General features: G+C 64.0%; 7 protein-coding genes. 1 reads left to right on the top strand and 6 read right to left on the bottom strand.

The window, feature by feature from the left end; translation table 11 throughout:
* Window positions 1–195 precede the first annotated feature (195 nt).
* Window positions 196–6,909 carry a filamentous hemagglutinin N-terminal domain-containing protein gene (locus tag METLW3_RS0121095; RefSeq protein WP_157096294.1) on the top strand — a complete coding sequence of 2,238 codons (6,714 nt, stop codon included), beginning with the start codon at window positions 196–198 and terminating at the stop codon, window positions 6,907–6,909.
* A gap of 87 nt (window positions 6,910–6,996) precedes the next feature.
* On the opposite strand, the gene METLW3_RS0121090 is transcribed toward METLW3_RS0121095, so the two are convergent.
* The 6 genes from METLW3_RS0121090 to METLW3_RS0121065 all read right to left on the bottom strand — a co-directional run bounded on the left by METLW3_RS0121090 (window position 6,997) and on the right by METLW3_RS0121065 (window position 15,660).
* Window positions 6,997–8,427 (bottom strand): TolC family outer membrane protein, encoded by a 1,431-nt coding sequence (locus METLW3_RS0121090; protein ID WP_024881771.1) that lies wholly within the window; start codon window positions 8,425–8,427, stop codon window positions 6,997–6,999.
* Window positions 8,424–9,305: an efflux RND transporter periplasmic adaptor subunit gene (locus tag METLW3_RS0121085; protein ID WP_024881770.1), complete on the bottom strand. Its 882-nt coding sequence runs from the start codon at window positions 9,303–9,305 to the stop codon at window positions 8,424–8,426. The genes METLW3_RS0121090 and METLW3_RS0121085 overlap by 4 nt, the downstream gene beginning before the upstream one ends.
* Window positions 9,274–11,190 (bottom strand): prepilin peptidase, encoded by a 1,917-nt coding sequence (locus tag METLW3_RS0121080; RefSeq protein WP_245267468.1) that lies wholly within the window; start codon window positions 11,188–11,190, stop codon window positions 9,274–9,276. Before METLW3_RS0121080 ends, METLW3_RS0121085 begins: the two co-directional genes overlap by 32 nt.
* A gap of 73 nt (window positions 11,191–11,263) precedes the next feature.
* Window positions 11,264–13,411 carry a PqqD family protein gene (locus METLW3_RS0121075; protein ID WP_024881768.1) on the bottom strand — a complete coding sequence of 716 codons (2,148 nt, stop codon included), beginning with the start codon at window positions 13,409–13,411 and terminating at the stop codon, window positions 11,264–11,266.
* 9 nt (window positions 13,412–13,420) lie between these two features.
* Window positions 13,421–15,310 carry an efflux RND transporter periplasmic adaptor subunit gene (locus METLW3_RS0121070; protein ID WP_051592417.1) on the bottom strand — a complete coding sequence of 630 codons (1,890 nt, stop codon included), beginning with the start codon at window positions 15,308–15,310 and terminating at the stop codon, window positions 13,421–13,423.
* A gap of 29 nt (window positions 15,311–15,339) precedes the next feature.
* Entirely contained in the window at window positions 15,340–15,660 is a 321-nt protein-coding gene (locus METLW3_RS0121065) for a DUF3467 domain-containing protein (RefSeq protein WP_024881766.1), read from the bottom strand.
* Window positions 15,661–15,665: the final 5 nt, after the last annotated feature.

Genomic DNA, 15,665 nt, shown 5'->3' with positions numbered 1-15,665 from the left:
TAAGCATGGCACGGAGCGTCGGCGCCACCTTACCGCGACGACCGATTCATGGGCTCCGTCCGCAAAAAGGGCAGATCGATGCGTTTCAGCCGCAATGTGGGACGGAAGACGGAATCATGGGCGGCTGTCTCGACGTCGATATCATCGCAGCGGTCTCGCGCCGATCTGCTCGCTCTGCGCGGCGCTTTTTCCACCATGACGGCCATCGCCGCCGTTCTCGCCCTGCCGCGTTTCGCCCTGGCCAACCCGACGGGCGGCGTCGTCGTAGACGGCGCGGCGACCATCGCTTCGGCCGGCAGCGTCACCAATATCACGCAGGCGACCAATCGCGCTATCATCAACTGGCAGGGCTTCTCCATCGGCGCCGGGGAAACGGTCAATTTCCTTCAGCCGACGGCCACGTCGGTGACGCTCAACCGTGTCGTCGGCAATGAACAGAGCGTCATCTCCGGCGCGCTGAACGCCAATGGGCGCGTGTTCCTCGTCAATTCCGCCGGCATCCTTTTCGGCAAGGACGCCCAGGTGAATGTCGGCGGCCTCGTCGCCTCGACGCTCGATATCTCCAACTCGAACTTCATGGCCGGGAACTACGTCTTTTCCGGCTCATCGAACGCCGCCGTCGTCAATCAGGGCAAGATCAAAGCGAGCGAAGGCGGCTATGTCGCATTGCTCGGCAAGACCGTCTCGAACGAGGGGACGATCACCGCGAAGCTCGGGACGATCGCGCTCGCTTCCGGCGAGCAGATCACGCTGAATTTCGGTGGCGATTCTCTCGTCGATGTGACGATCGACAAAGGGACCTATGACGCTCTCGTCCAGAACAAGGGGCTGATAAAAGCCAATGGCGGCCAGGTCGTGCTGACCGCGAAAGCGGCCGACGATTTGCTCTCGGCGCAGGTCAACAATAGCGGGATCATCAAGGCGCGAACGCTCGCCGATCTGACCGGCGGCTCGTCGTCGAGCGGCGGTTCGGTGAAGGTCGGAAGGATCAAGCTGCTCGCTTCGGGCGGAACGGTGAATGTGTCCGGCAAGCTCGACGCCTCGGCGTGCAAGGGCGGCGACGGCGGAACGATCGAGACCTCCGGCAATAAGGTGACGGTTGCCGATAGCGCCGTCGTGACGACCGCCTCGACGAGCGGGGCGACAGGAAGCTGGATCATCGATCCGGACGGCTTCACGATCGGCATAGGCGGCGACATCACCGGCGCGGCGCTGACGAGCCAGCTCGCTTCGAACAATGTCACGATCCAGTCGACGAGCGGACACGGCGCCGACGGCAATATCTATGTCAATGACGCCGTCAGCTGGTCGGGCAACAGACTGACGCTAACCGCGACGAATAATGTCTTCATCGACGCTGTGATGACGGCGACGGGGACAGCTTCCTTCGCCGCCAATTATGGCGTCGGAACCAATGCCGACGGCACGCCCAAAGGGCTCTATGCCTATCAGGGCGCGACCAATGGCGTCTTCGCCGGAAGGCTCGATTTTTCCAGCGCCGGGACGTTCACGCTCAATGGCGCCAATTACACGGTCATCACCACTGTCGCCGGATTGGACGCCGTCAAAAACGACTTGGCCGGCAATTATGTGCTCGGCGCCGATCTCAGCGGCTTGAGAGCGCGCAATTGGAGCGGCCCGATCGGCGCCACGACCGCCTTCACCGGCAATTTCAACGGTCTCGGCCACTCGGTCATCTCGGCCCAGCTGACCGGCTCGGGCTTGTTCGGAACGATCGGCGCCGGAGGTCTGGTCAGCAATTTCGCCGTCGCATCGGCGTCGCTCAGCGCGGGAACGACGAGCAGCGCCGCGGCCGGCCTGCTCGCCAATGTCAACCAGGGCTCCATCGTCAACAGTTTCTCCAGCGGAAACGTGGTTCCACGGGCCGCGGCCAATCCGACAGTGACGATCGACAGCGTCGGCGGTCTCGTCGGCGTCAACTCGGGCCTCATCGCTCAGAGCTATTCGCTGGCCAATGTGGCGATAACGAGCGTCGGCGGCGGCTTGGTCGGGACGAACGAGGCCAGCGGCCGGATCATCGACAGCTCGGCGCGGGCGTTGAATCTCTCGACCAACACGCAGCTGCTCACCAATACCGCTTTCGGCGTCTCCAACCTTTCTTATGTCGGCGGTCTCGTCGGGGTGAACGCCGGAAAGATCGATCGATCCTATGCAGGCAATCAGATAAGGCTATCCAGCGCCGATACGACGTCGATCGCGGGCGGATTCGTCGGCAAGAACACGGGAACGATCGATCAGTCCTATTCCTATATGGAATATGCCGCTACGGGAAACTTCTACAGCGCGGGGCCTCGTCTCGCGGGCTTCGTCGGGCAAAACACCGGGACGATCACCAACGCCTATACGACGTCGCTCAATGGAACCAACGCATCGTCCAATTGGAGCGCCGCCTTCGCCTATCAGAACTCCGGGACGATCAGCAACGCCTATGCGACCTCCTATTCGGTCGGTGGCGCGCAGCCGCAATATGGTTTCGTCGCGGACAACACCGGCGGCGCGATCACCAACGCCTATTGGTATTCGAGCGGTTCCCCGGTAACCGACAGTTCCGCAGCAAAGAGTCTGACCGCCGCTGAGGCGCCCAGCTTCGCGAGCTACGCGGGTTTCGACGCCGCCATTTGGGCGGCTTCGAAATCCGGCTATCCCATTCTCGCAAATCTTCTGATCTACGTCAGCACAAGCACCATCCCCACCTATGGCGTCGCCACTTCGACGATAAGCACGCTGTCGCTGTCGGTGCTGGGCTTGCAGGGAGGCGGAGGGTCAGGCTTTTCGAAGGATGACGTGTCCTCGACGACCCTCAATCCCTTCACCGTCGCGACCAGCAATGGCTATGTCGACGCAGGCATGCAGGCCGCCTCGAGCGTGTTGTCATCGGTCTATAAGAACGTCAAGGGCACGGTCACGGTCAATCCGAAAGCGCTGACGATCTCTGGCGTCGTCGCCGACAAGGTCTATGACGGAACCACCTCGGCCACGCTGAACAGCGGCGTAGCGAACAGCGGGCTCATCGGTCTCATCGGCGATCAGACGCTGAATGTCGCCTATACGTCGGCGGCTTTCGCCGACAAGAACGCCGCCGTCGGCAAGACGGTGAACCTCGCCTATGCCGCGGCGGACGGCGCCAATGGCGGCAAAGCGAGCAATTACACGATCGCCAACACGACCACGGCGACAATCGGGCCGAAGCCGATCAGCGCCGCCGCCACTGGCGTGGACAAGGTCTATGACGGCGCGACAGTCGACGCCATATCTTATCAGCTGCCCGGCAAGGTCGCGGGCGACAATCTGTCCCTCTCTTATTCGACGGCGCAATTTGCCGACAAAAATGTTGGCCAGGGCAAGACGGTCGCCGTCTCCGGGCTGGCGCTGACAGGGACCGACAGCGGCAATTATATTTTGCAAAACGCGTCTCTTACGACCACCGCCAATATCACGCCTTTGGCGCTCAGCCTCTACGGGACCAAGTCGGCGGATGGGAGCGTCAGCATCGGCGCCGGCAATCTCGCTGCGATGAATGTGGTGGCGGGCGATTCGGTGAGCCTCGGCGGCTCCGCCAAAATAGCCGGCTCCGCCGCGGGCGTTCAGTCGATCACCGACGTGACCGCGCTGACCGTCAACAACCCCAATTACACTGTGGTCGGCAGCGTTGGTTCGGTCGTCGTCGGTAATCAGAGTCTCGCTCTCGATCATGTGGCGAGCGGCGCCGCCACAATTGCGACCTCCGGCAATACGACGACGATCACGCAAACGACGAATTCGGCGATCATCGACTGGTTCCGCTTCTCGATCGCGGCGGGCGAGACCGTCAATTTCGTCCAGCCTTCTGTGACCTCCGTCGTCCTCAATCGCGTGACCGGCAATGAGAAGAGCGTGATCGCCGGCGCTCTCAACGCCAATGGCCGCGTCTTCATTCTCAATTCCGCCGGCGTGCTGTTCACGGCGGGGTCCAGCGTCAATGTCGGCGCGCTCGTCGCCAGCACGCTGAGCATCAGCGACGCCAATTTCAATGCGGGCAATTATCTCTTCGTCGCCTCGAGCGGCTCCGGCTCGGTGGTGGCGGCCGGCGACATCGTCATCGTCGACGGCGGCTTTGCGGCGCTGGCGAGCAATAATGGCGTCGATCAATCGGGAACGCTGACGGCGCGCGGCGGTAAGGTCCTGCTGGCGTCGGCGAACACGCTGAGCCTGACGCTGAGCACCGCCGCCAGCGGATTGAGCAGCTATATCGTCGGCAATCTGGCGGGCAAGACCAATGTCAATGGCGCCGTCAATGTTGCAGCGGCGAGCGGCAATGGCGGACTGCTCGAGACGGCCGGCGGCAGCGTCGTCACGGGAAACAGTTTCGCGCTGAACACAGGGGTCAATGGCTCCTGGTCGTGGAGCCAGCCGGACATCATCGTCGGCGCCGGCGGGACTTTCAGCGGTCAGTTCGTCAATGGAAATCTCGCGACGCGCAATTTCGCCCTCAATGCGATCGGCGGCAGCGTCACTCTGAACGACGCCGTGAGCTGGTCGTCGAACAATTCGCTGACGCTCTCGGCGACCAATAATATCAACGTCAATGCGCCGGTCGCCACCACTGCGGATCGCGGCGCGCTGACGCTGAATGCGGGCGCGGACATCTACATCAATGACGCCGTGTCGCTGTCTGGCGCCCATGGCGCGCTGGCGATGAGCTATGGCGGCGACTATCACATCCGCAGCAAGGCCAGCTACGCAGGCGCGACGCTCGACGCCAACGGCAGTCCTATCGCCGTGAAGGATACGAGCGGCGGCGTCTATGGATCGATCAGCCTTCCGGGTGACACCGCCACTCTCGCGATCAACGGGCAGAGCTACACGCTCATCCATTCGATGGACCAGCTCGCTGCGTTGGACGACGCCACCGGCACGGCCAGCGGAAAATTCGCACTTGCGACAAACCTCGACGCTTCGCAGTGGAGCGCCGCCCAAATCGGCGCGGCTTCGGTCGTCTCGGCGATCTCTGGGACCTTCGCGGGTCTCGGCCACAGCATCGGCAATCTGACTCTGAAAGCGTCGAGCACGTCATCCGATCCCATGGGACTGATCGGCCGGGCCGGAGCGGACGGCAGCGCCTCCACCATTCGCGATGTGGGAATCGTGAATGTCGACATCAGCAGCGCATCCTCCTCCAGCGGAGGGGGAGCGCTATTGGGAACCGGCAATCTGGTGACGCTCGCTCAAGTCTACAGCACGGGGTCGATAGCCATTGCAGGTGGAGGTCTGGCTGGAGGAGTGACCGGCTCGAACGTGACCTACGCCTATTCGGATGCAAAGGTGTCGGGAGGCGGCGGCGGCTTGTTGGGAAGCGCCGGGAGCTATTTCAATACAGGCTCGACAATCTCGCATTCGCATGCGACCGGCGACGTGGACAAGGGTGGAGGAGGGCTGGTCGGCGGCGCGACCGCCACGACGATCGACTATTCCTACGCGACCGGCAATGTGAACGGCAATGACGCCGGCAGCGGCAATGGCGGCCTCATCGGCTACGCCACGACCATCGGCACAAATTCATTGAAGGTCACGAATTCTTTCGCGACCGGCAATGTGCGCGGCGGATATAATATCGGCGGACTTATCGGACAGATAAGCGGAAGCGCGCAGTCTGCAGGCGGCGATGTCATTATCGACAACACTTATGCGACAGGCAATGTGACGAGCAATTTTCCGGACGACGCGCCGCTTATCAACGGAACCGGCGGATTGATCGGAATGGTGAGCACGACAGGCGCGGGCGTAGGTATTCTCATCACCAATTCTTACGCGACCGGCGATGTGACCGGCACAGGCGCCAAAAATACCGGCGAATCCATCGGAGGCCTCGTCGGATATATATCGACTGGCGCAAGGGGCGGCGTGAGCACCATCGCCAATTCCTATGCGACCGGCAATGTCTCGACGACGGCTGGATGGTACGCAGGCGGATTGCTCGGCAGCTCTCAATCGACGAAAGCCGTCAACATCGACAAATCCTATGCGACGGGCGATGTGACCGGCGGGACCATCGCGACAGGAGGCCTCGCCGGAACCAGCGCCGGCGCCATCACCAATTCCTACGCGACGGGGAATGTCACGACGAGCGGCATTCAAGCCGGAGGACTCGTCGGATTCAACAGCGGAAATATTACTGGCTCATCGGCTTCCGGGGCGGTCACGGGGACCGGGGCCAGCACTTGGACCGGTGGGCTGGCCGGTCGCAACACAGGCGCTATCGCAGATTCATATTCACAGGGTCTCGTGCGAGGTCCTGAGGGCCTCACCGGAGGAATCTCTGGTGTTTCCTACTCGAGCGGCAGCTCCGCCGGCTCCATCACGAACAGCTTTTACGACTCCGAAAGCAACCCCGGCTTGGCGATGACGAATACGCCCGACGGCCGCTCGGCCGGCGCCGTTACCGGGGGCGGCGGATTGACGAATGCGCAGATCAAGGACGTCCCCTATTACATCAATGGAACGATCGGCAAAGTGTTGGCGGATCGGGCCGCCGCAGCAGCACAACTCGCGCAAACGCGGCAGGCGGCGACGAGCGCCGGCAATGTGGTCTCCAGAGAAGCGAGGGCGTCGTCTTCGAATGGCGCCGAGGCGTCGCGCGCCACCGCGGGCAGGGCGGCGGTAGCCGCGGCTGCCTCGGCCGATATCGACGATAATATGCAGGGTGGCGAGGCGTCGCAGACTCCGCTACCGGCTCCCCGCATGCGCGCGTCGCACGTTGCGGCGACGTCCAGCCGAGCGGCCCACAAGGTTCATGCGTCCTCGCCGGGCGCCGGCTACCGTGCGCGCATCCGCAGCATCGAGGTAGACGGCCAGCATTTCGATCTCGGCACGGACGGCAAGAACAACGCTTCGGAGCCCAAGGCGCGATAATGCTTCCCGTATCAGAAGCGTCGCTCCTCAAAATGAAGATCAGCGCGACGCTGACGACGCAGCTCGCCTCGAACAATCATTCTGGATTCACGGAATCGAAGGCGACGCGACAGCCTCCGGCGTGTCCAGGCCGATCCAAAGCTCTCGTATCTGCTCCAGATTTTTCGCCGGGTCATATCGGTCGACGTCGAGATTCAAGCTCTCGGCGGATAGGCCGCCGATCCCGGCGAGAACGGAGCAGGAGGCGACGACGCGATCGTGCTGCGCCGAGACCATTTTCACCCGAGCGTCGAATAGCGCCTGCTGCGCATTCAGCACATCGAGAAGCGTTCTTTGGCCGAATTCCGCCTCGTTGCGAATTTGCTGGAGAGCCCTCTCCGAGGATCTCACCACCGTTCCGCCGTAATGCAGCGCCGCATTTGCGGTCGCAAGACGGCTGTAGCTCGCGGCGAGCTTGGCGCGAATAGCGCTGCGCTGAGCCGAGACATGCACCTGCGCCTGACCGAGCTGCTGCTTGGCCTGCCTGACCGCGGAATATTCGGCGCCGCCATCGTATAATGGCACATTGAGCGTTCCCGTCACCTGCGCCGAAAACTGCCGTGTGCCGGGATAGCCGAGATAGGAATCATATTGCTGGAAGACCTGCCCGCCTACGGAAAGCGACGGCATGAGCGCGCCCTCGGCGACCTTCACCGCCATCGTCGCGACATCCACTTGATGAAGAGACGAGATCACCTGCGGATGCGCGGCGACGGCCCGTTCGACAGCCTGCTCGGCCGTCGTCGGCAGATCACGCTCGCAGCCTTTCGCAGGCTCGAGCCGCACGGGCGCATGGCCGATCACCTCCCTATATTCGACGACGCTCGCCCGCAAGGATTCGCGCGCCCCGACATGGTCGGCCTCGGCTTGCGCCAGCGCCGCTTCCGCCTGCGCGACATCGGCGATCGTCGCCATTCCCATTTCGGCCCGATCGCGCGCCACGCGCAGCTGCTCCATGAGAACCGCGCGATTGTGCTTGCGCAGACCGAGCGCCGCAGTGTCGCGCAGCACATCCATATAGACGGTCGCCGCATGCAGCAGCACTTCCTGCTCCGCGGCCGACAGAATCGCGCGCGCCGCGAGCACGCCGGACTCGGCCTGACGCATGGAATTATCCGAACGCCAGCCGTCGAACACCGTCAATGACAGATTCAGCGTGCCGCTGCGCGGATGGCCGAAATTCTCATCATCGGTGTAGAGGCGGTTCCTCAGCTGATCGCGGCCGCCCGGTTGACGGACGCTCGACTTTTGCGGCCCCGCGCTGAAGGACGCGCCAGCCTTCGGCCGATGCCCCGCCGCAGCTTTGGACACGTCCTCATCGCGAATCCGCACGACCGCGCGTTGTTCCTCGAGGTCCGGATTATTGGCGTAGGCCGAAGCCAGAGCGCTCTTCAACGTCTCCGAACGGCTCTCTTGCGCCGCGAGCGCCAGGAAGCACGATATGAATGCGCAAAGACGCTGCGCGCGCGCCGCGTTCATTGCGCGTCCCTCTCACGCGCCGCCTCGTCGAAATCGAGCTTGCAGCGTTGGCCGCCCGGCAGCCGATTGTCCGGATTCGGCAAGAGAAGGCGAACGCCGAATGTCGCGCTCGCCGGATCGAATACGCGATCGATCACCGAGACCGTCGCGAGATGGCTCCCGCCGACGGGCTCGTCCGGCGACACCATGACGGCCTCGCCGATCTTGATCTTCGGATACAGGGCGACCGGCAGAAACGCCTCGACATGCAGCGGATCGAGATGCACGACGCTCATTATGAAAGTGTCCTGATGGACGAACTCGCCCGGCGACAGCTTGCGCTCGCCGATCACCCCCGCGATAGGGCTGCGAATGGTCCTCTGCTCGAGCAGGGCGCGAGAGCGCTCGACCTCGAGCTCGGCGAGCCGCAATTCGACCTTCTCACGCGCCAGATCTTCTTCCGCGACGCGCGTATCCGCCCTCTGCTCGTCGAATTTGTCCCGCGTGAAGCTGTTGCGCGCGAGCAGCTCTCGCGCTCGGCCCATGCGCGCTCGGCTGAGCGTCAGCCGAGCGGCCTGAGCCTCGACGCGCGCAGCGCTCGCAGCGCGGGCTCTGTTCAATTCGAGCGTCGCGACCTCGACGCTCGATTCCAGCCGGGCGACCACTTGGCCAGCGACGACGACGTCTCCGCGATCGACGAGCACCTCGGACACCAATCCCGCAGTCGGGCTGCCGAGCTTGACGGTCATCGTCGGATCGATGACGCAATCGATCCGACGATTTTCGGCTCGCGCCGCGCTGGCCGCCGAAGCGCCGCACATCGCCAGAGCCGCGGCGATGACGGTTCGCGCGATCGACGTTCGGCGATTATTCGGCTTTTCCTGTGAAGGCGAGCGCATGATCGAGAGTCTCGTCTCTATCCAATAATTCGCGACGCATATGAGCATGAAGCCGCTCCGCGCGACGCTGCGCAGCGCGAAGAGCGAAACGCGCAGGCCATGACCAGCCGGCTCGAATCATTACGTACATTAAGTACCGTTCGAAGGGTAAAACGTTGGTGTCCGTCAGGCCGTCCTCGAGCGATAAGATCGATTGGAAGCGACCCGGCTGCCCTTGCCGCGCGCATCGTCCGGCGAGCTGCCGATCGACTCTGCGCGCGTCGTGGAGCTCCGACATTATGACGTGCAATCCGCCCAATTCGCTCACATCGTCGTCGAGCTTGATGTCGGTCCCGCGGCCAGCCATGTTCGTCGCGACGGTGATGCGGCCGCGCCGCCCGGCGGCGGCCACGATCTCCGCCTCGGCGGCGTCCTGCGCGGCGTTGAGAACGACATGCGCCAAATCCGCCGCAGCGAGACTTTCGCTCGCTCTGCGCGACGAAGCGACGGACCTTGCGCCGAGCAGAACCGGCGCGCCCCGCCGATGATGCTCCGCGATCGTCTCCACAATGGCGCGCCATTTTTCCGACTCTGTCGCGACAATGCGATCTCGAAGCAGCTCGCGTCGCGAGGGCTTGTTGCTCGGCACGCGCGCGACGGCGAGCCGATAGACGCTCCAGAGCTCGCCCGCGACCTCGGCGGCCGTGCCCGTCATTCCAGCGAGCCGCTGATAGCGTCGGAAGAAGCGCTGATAGGTCATTCTGGCGATCGTGGCGCGCACGCCAGAAATTGCGCATCCTTCCTTGACCTCGATCATCTGATGGAGCCCATCGCTCCAGAAGCGGTCGGCCATGACGCGTCCGGTATGCTCGTCCACGATCTCCACTTTCCCGCCGCGCACGATATAATGCTCGTCGCGGTGGAAGAGGCGCATCGCCGTGATCGCCTGAACCGCCCATTCCTCGCGCTGCGCCGTCATGCGCCAACGGCTTCCGAGCGGCTGCGCGAATTCGGCGAGCAGCGCGCGGCCTGCGGCGGTCAGCTCGACCCGACGCTCGTCGAGACGGAGCAGAAAATCACGCCCCTCGCTCATCCGCTCCGCGATCTCGAGCGCTCGAACGAAATCCTCTTGCTCGGATGTCGATGGCAGTTCTCGCGAGAGAATGAGCGGCGTGCGCGCCTCGTCGATCAGTATGCTGTCCGCCTCATCGACGATCGCAAAATGAAGTCCTCGCAACAAGAGATCACGCCCCTGCGTCGCCGGAGCAGCGAGAGTCTCGAATTTGCGCCGAAGATCGCCGCTCCTCCGCCCGAGCGCCAAACGATCACGCAAATAGTCGAAGGCGAGGGTCTTATTCGTGCAATAAGCGATGTCGCAGGCGTAGGCCGCCATTTTTTGCTCGGGCGCCATCTCCTGCGTGACGACGCCGACGCGCAGTCCGAGAAACTCGTAAAGCGGCCGCATCAGATCGGCGTCGCGTCGCGCGAGATAGTCGTTCACGGTGACGACATGAGTCGGGACGCCGGCCAGCGCCGCGGTCGCAGCCGCCAATGTCGCCGTGAGCGTTTTGCCTTCGCCAGTGTCCATCTCGGCGACCATCCCGCCGAGGAGAATATCGCCGCCGATCAGCTGTACGTCGAAATGTCGCATTCCCAGCACGCGATCCGAAGCCTCGCGGATCACCGCGAATGCTTCCGCGATCGCCTTCGGGTCGCGCGCGCGACAGCGATACAGCGTTTCGCGCAGCGCTCGGCCACGCAGGCGCAGCTCGGCGTCGGACAGCGCGCGCAGCTCCGCCTCATGCTGGGCGACACGTTCCACAATGCCGCCGGCGCCGCGCCCCGCGAGCCATCCGATCGCCGGCGCAAATCGCGCCACCGCCGCTTCCGCCATGCGTTCGAGCACACCGGATCGGGGCCAGCGGCGCTCGGGATAGATCCGCGGTCGCGGCAGGGGAGGGCGCGCCTGCGCCGGCGCGTCAGACACCGAACTGCCTCAACAGCAATTGGCGCGCGGCGCGCCAGAGGCGCCAGGCGACCGGCTCGGCGCCGTGATCGAAACGCACATAGACACGCTCGCCTATGTTCATCCGCTCCTCTTGCGGCGCGACATGAAGGTCGAGATGGAACTGCGTTTCGAGCGCGCGCGGCGCATCGGTCTTGGTCGGATCGATCGCAATGTCGCCGCCGCCGCGCTTGCTGAGCGCGAGACTCGGCAATTCGTCCAGGGCCGCCGGCGCCTCGCGCGCGACGACGGCGGGAATCACGCGATCGACGCGGCCGACGAAGCGGATCTCCACCTTCATCGTTCGGCTGCGCGCGAGATCAATGTCCGATTGCGGAACCACGACGCGCACGACCGGGTCGCCTTCCGCGATGACATAGCCGAGAAGATCGCCCTTCTTCAGAAATTTTCCGGGAAGATCCGATGCGCGCGGCAAGATGAGACGGCCGGAATTCTCGGCAAGGATCGAAAGATCGGCCATGCGTCGCCGGTTCAGCGCCAAGGCTCCTTCGAGGCGACGCAGCTCCTCGCGAAAAATATTGGCCTGCACGAGATCGGAGTTGGCGACGGCTTCGAGCCGCAGGCGATAGGCCTCCGTCTGCGCCTCCAGCACAGCGGTCTCGCCGGCGAGGGTCGGGTCCGCCAGCGTCGCGACGCGGGTTCCGGCTTCGACATAGAGATCCTCGGCGAGAAGCGCGTCGATCACCTCGCCGTCGGCGCGCACGCGAAGCGTGGACTTCTCCGGGGCGACGACGACGCCCTGGGCCATGGTCGCATAAGGGACGGGAACAATAGTGGCGAGGACGACGAGCGCCGCCGTCGCCAGACCGGAGACGAGGATCGCTCGTCCGCGCACGCTCCGCAGCTGCGGATCGGTGAGGAGGCGATTGAAGCCCTTCGCGAGCGGCAGCGCGACGCCGGTCACGATTCCCCAGAGCGCGAGCAGAATGCCGAGGATGAAGAATCGCGAGCCGATGAAGAGCGCGATGCCGAAGGTCACTGTCATGCGGTAGAGGAAGGAGGCCGCCGCATAGGCGAGAAGCCAGCGCGCCTCGCCCGGCGAGGTCGCCGGCGATGGAAGATGCGCGAGGCCGAAAGCGTAACGCTGCAGCAGATAGAGCGCATAGGCGTTGGCGCGCGCGCCGAGATTGGGAATCTCGATCAGATCGGCGAGAATATAATAGCCGTCGAACCGCAGCAGCGGATTGCCGTTGACGAGCAATGTCGAGGCGCTGCCGATCAGCATGACGTCGAACGCAGCGGCCCGCACGAAACCTTTCTCGACGAGCGCCCACACCATCATCGCCACGGCCGCGAGGAACATTTCGACCATGATTCCCGCCGCGCCGACGATGATCCGGCGCCGCTTTTCCTGAAATGCGGCCGAGGCGGAGGCGTCGACATAGGGGACCGGCATCAGCACGAGCAGCATGACGCCGAGCTCGTGGACCTCGCCGCCCCAGCGCGCCGTCGCCATGCCATGACCGATCTCATGCAGCGCTTTGACGAGCGGATAGACCAGCAGCAGAAGAACGATGTTCTCCGAGGACAGGACGCGATCGGCGACATTATGCGTGAGCGCGGTCCATCGCATGCCGGCGAGCGCGAGCCCGATGGCGATCGTCGCGAGCCAGAAGCCGAAGCCCCACCAGCTGAACAAGAGTCTGCCGAGCGGCGCCGTCGCGGCGAGGAAGCGCTCGGGATCGATCAGCGGAATGCGGATCGCCAGCGGATTGCGAATATTCTGCACGAAGCTTCGGCGACTGTGCCGATCCGCCCGATGCGCCAATTCTTCCATGTCCGGCGGAACGTCGCCGATCAGCAGATCCGCGGCGTGGACCTGGGCGAGAAGACGAATGGTTTCGTCCTGCGTCGGCTGATCGTCGCCATAGCGCTCGCCCATCATCTCCCAAATCTGGTCGATGGTGCGGCGACCGTCCATCAGGCAGACGATATGATGCGCCAAAGGCGAGAGCCGGTGAAACTGCCCATTCTGCCGATCCTGCAGAACGTACCACAGCTGGCCTCTATGGCGCTGGCGATGGATTCGCGCATGCGAGCGCAATCGCGGCTTGAGGTCGGCGACGCGATACCAGGAGGAGCTGCGCAGCGGCGCGACCATGCGGCGCTCCTAATCCAGCCATCGCCATGACCAGATCTTCAGCCAATCGACCAGCGATCGGGTCCAGATCCAGCCTATGCGTCTTCGGCCCGCCTCCACTTTTCCGACGCCTCTCATGCCGGGCCGCAGCTTCGGCGAGCTCGCCCGTAGCGCGGCCTCGATGCGGAACGTATTCGCGCCTTCATCGGCCTTTGCGACAGGGGTGATTTTTTCGACGATGAGCGGAAACGTCTCGTTGGGGAGCGCCGCGATCAGCAATTCGCCGGGCGCCCCTTTCACGATCTCGTTCACCTGCGATTCGTCGACATCCAGAACGACCCGCCAATCATCGAGCGGAGCGATCTCGAACAGAAGCTGACCGCGTTGCACCGCGGCTCCGACAGACTGGCTGAGGTCGCCGGAGACGACGAGGCCGTCGAAAGGCGCCCGCAATTTCGTTCGCGCGAGCTGCTCGTCGGCGAGCTTGATCTGCGCCTCGGACTCCTGCATCTCGGCGCCGAGCACGCGCGCATCGGCGCGATTGCGCGCTCCGCCGGCGCGCTCGAATTCATATTGCTTCTTCTGTCTCTCCGTGACCCAGCGCAAGCGCTCGAGCGCGAATTCACGATCGTCGAGCGTCGCCAGCACCTCTCCGCCGCGAACCACGTCGCCGGCGCGCACATGCGCTTCCTCGATGAACCCGTTGAAGGGCGCGACGATCGCGCGCTGCACCCGGCCCTCGATCACGGCGTTGGCGTTCACGCGGTAGACGTCCGTCACGAGATAGAAAAGCATGGTGGACGCGATCAGCGCGAGGGCGACGAGCTTGCGTCCGACATGACCCGGCCCGACGAGATCATGCGCCTGCGCGCGAAGCGATTCCCACGCCCTGACGATCAGCCAGCGGTCATCGCGGCGGCGAATGTCGAGCACGGGACCGAGAGCGGAGGCGAGACATTCGAGAAAAGCGATTTCGTCCGGCTGAAACGGCCGGTCCTTGCCGCGCTCGAAGCTCAAGGCCCCGATGAATTGGTCCTTGGCGAACATTGGCGTCGTCAGAATGGCGGCGCAGCCATGCGCCTCCGCCAATTCGGCATGCGCGCGGACAATCGTCGATTCGTCCGGGTGCGGAGGATAGAGGACGATTGCGTGCTGATCGACCGCCTCGTTCATCGCGCCGTTCAAGAGCCGAACGAGATTGAGGTCTTTTCCGAAATGAGCGCTGTGGGAGATCGCGACGACGCGCACGCCCGACTCTTGCGCGAAGCCGACGCTCACGCGTTCGCAAGCATAGAGCGACGCGAGCTCGGTGACGCAGGCGCGACAGGCGGGCGAGAAGCCCTCCTCCTCGAGCGCCACGGCGAGCATGTCGAGAACTCCGGTCACGCGGCGCAGCCGATGCGTCGCCTCCGCGGCGGCGTCCATGCGCAGACGTTCGCGGACCCGGGCGACGCCCCATTGCAGCTGCCGCGCCGCGAGCCGCGCTTGCGCTGGGCCGTCGCCATGGATCTCGATGGCGGCGGCGCCGAGCACTTTATCGTCGATGATGATCGGATAGGCGATTTGCGCGACCGGCGACGGCGCGCCGGAGTCGAGGGTGGGCTTGTGCGCCACGCCGCGACGTTGCGCGACAGCGAGGTCGATCGTCGAATGAAGGCGCGAGACGGCGTCGACGCCTTCCGGCCATGAGGCGATCTTGCGATTGCCGCTATGATCCCGCAGGGCGATCGCGCCGCAGAACGCGGAGGCGATCATTCCGCATTGCAGCGCCAGCCATGCGGCGAGAACAGCATCCAGATCGGCCGCGTCGTCCAGGCGCTTCCACAGCGCCTGCTCGAGGACGGAGACGCGCTCCTCGTCGAGGAGCCGCGTTCTTTCGGGGGGCCGCAGACCGCCGCCCCCCTCTGTGCTCGCAAGCATTGTCACGCGTCACCGCCGCTGCGGCGCGCTCAGCGCCCGTCGATTTTCAACGCGCCGTGACGGCTCTCATATTCCTTGAGAACGCCGGCCAGCGCGACGCTGAGGCGCTTGGCCGCATGAGGGCTGAGGATGACGCGATCGGTCAATTCGACATGCACCTGACGTTCGTTGCCGATGTTCCAGGTCTTATTGGTGCCGAAGAACAGATCCACCTGCTCGAGCGTGCTCTGAATGTTCACGACATTGGCGAAATGCGTGACCATGTTGCGGTCGTCCCAGAGCACCGCCGACTGGCGGACGCCGTCTGCAATATCGGCGGCGGGCTGCACATTCGACTCGACCTGATCCATAACCA

The organism is Methylosinus sp. LW3 (genome assembly GCF_000527115.1).
GTDB lineage: Bacteria > Pseudomonadota > Alphaproteobacteria > Rhizobiales > Beijerinckiaceae > Methylosinus.
This window is presented reverse-complemented; position numbering and strand designations above follow the sequence as displayed.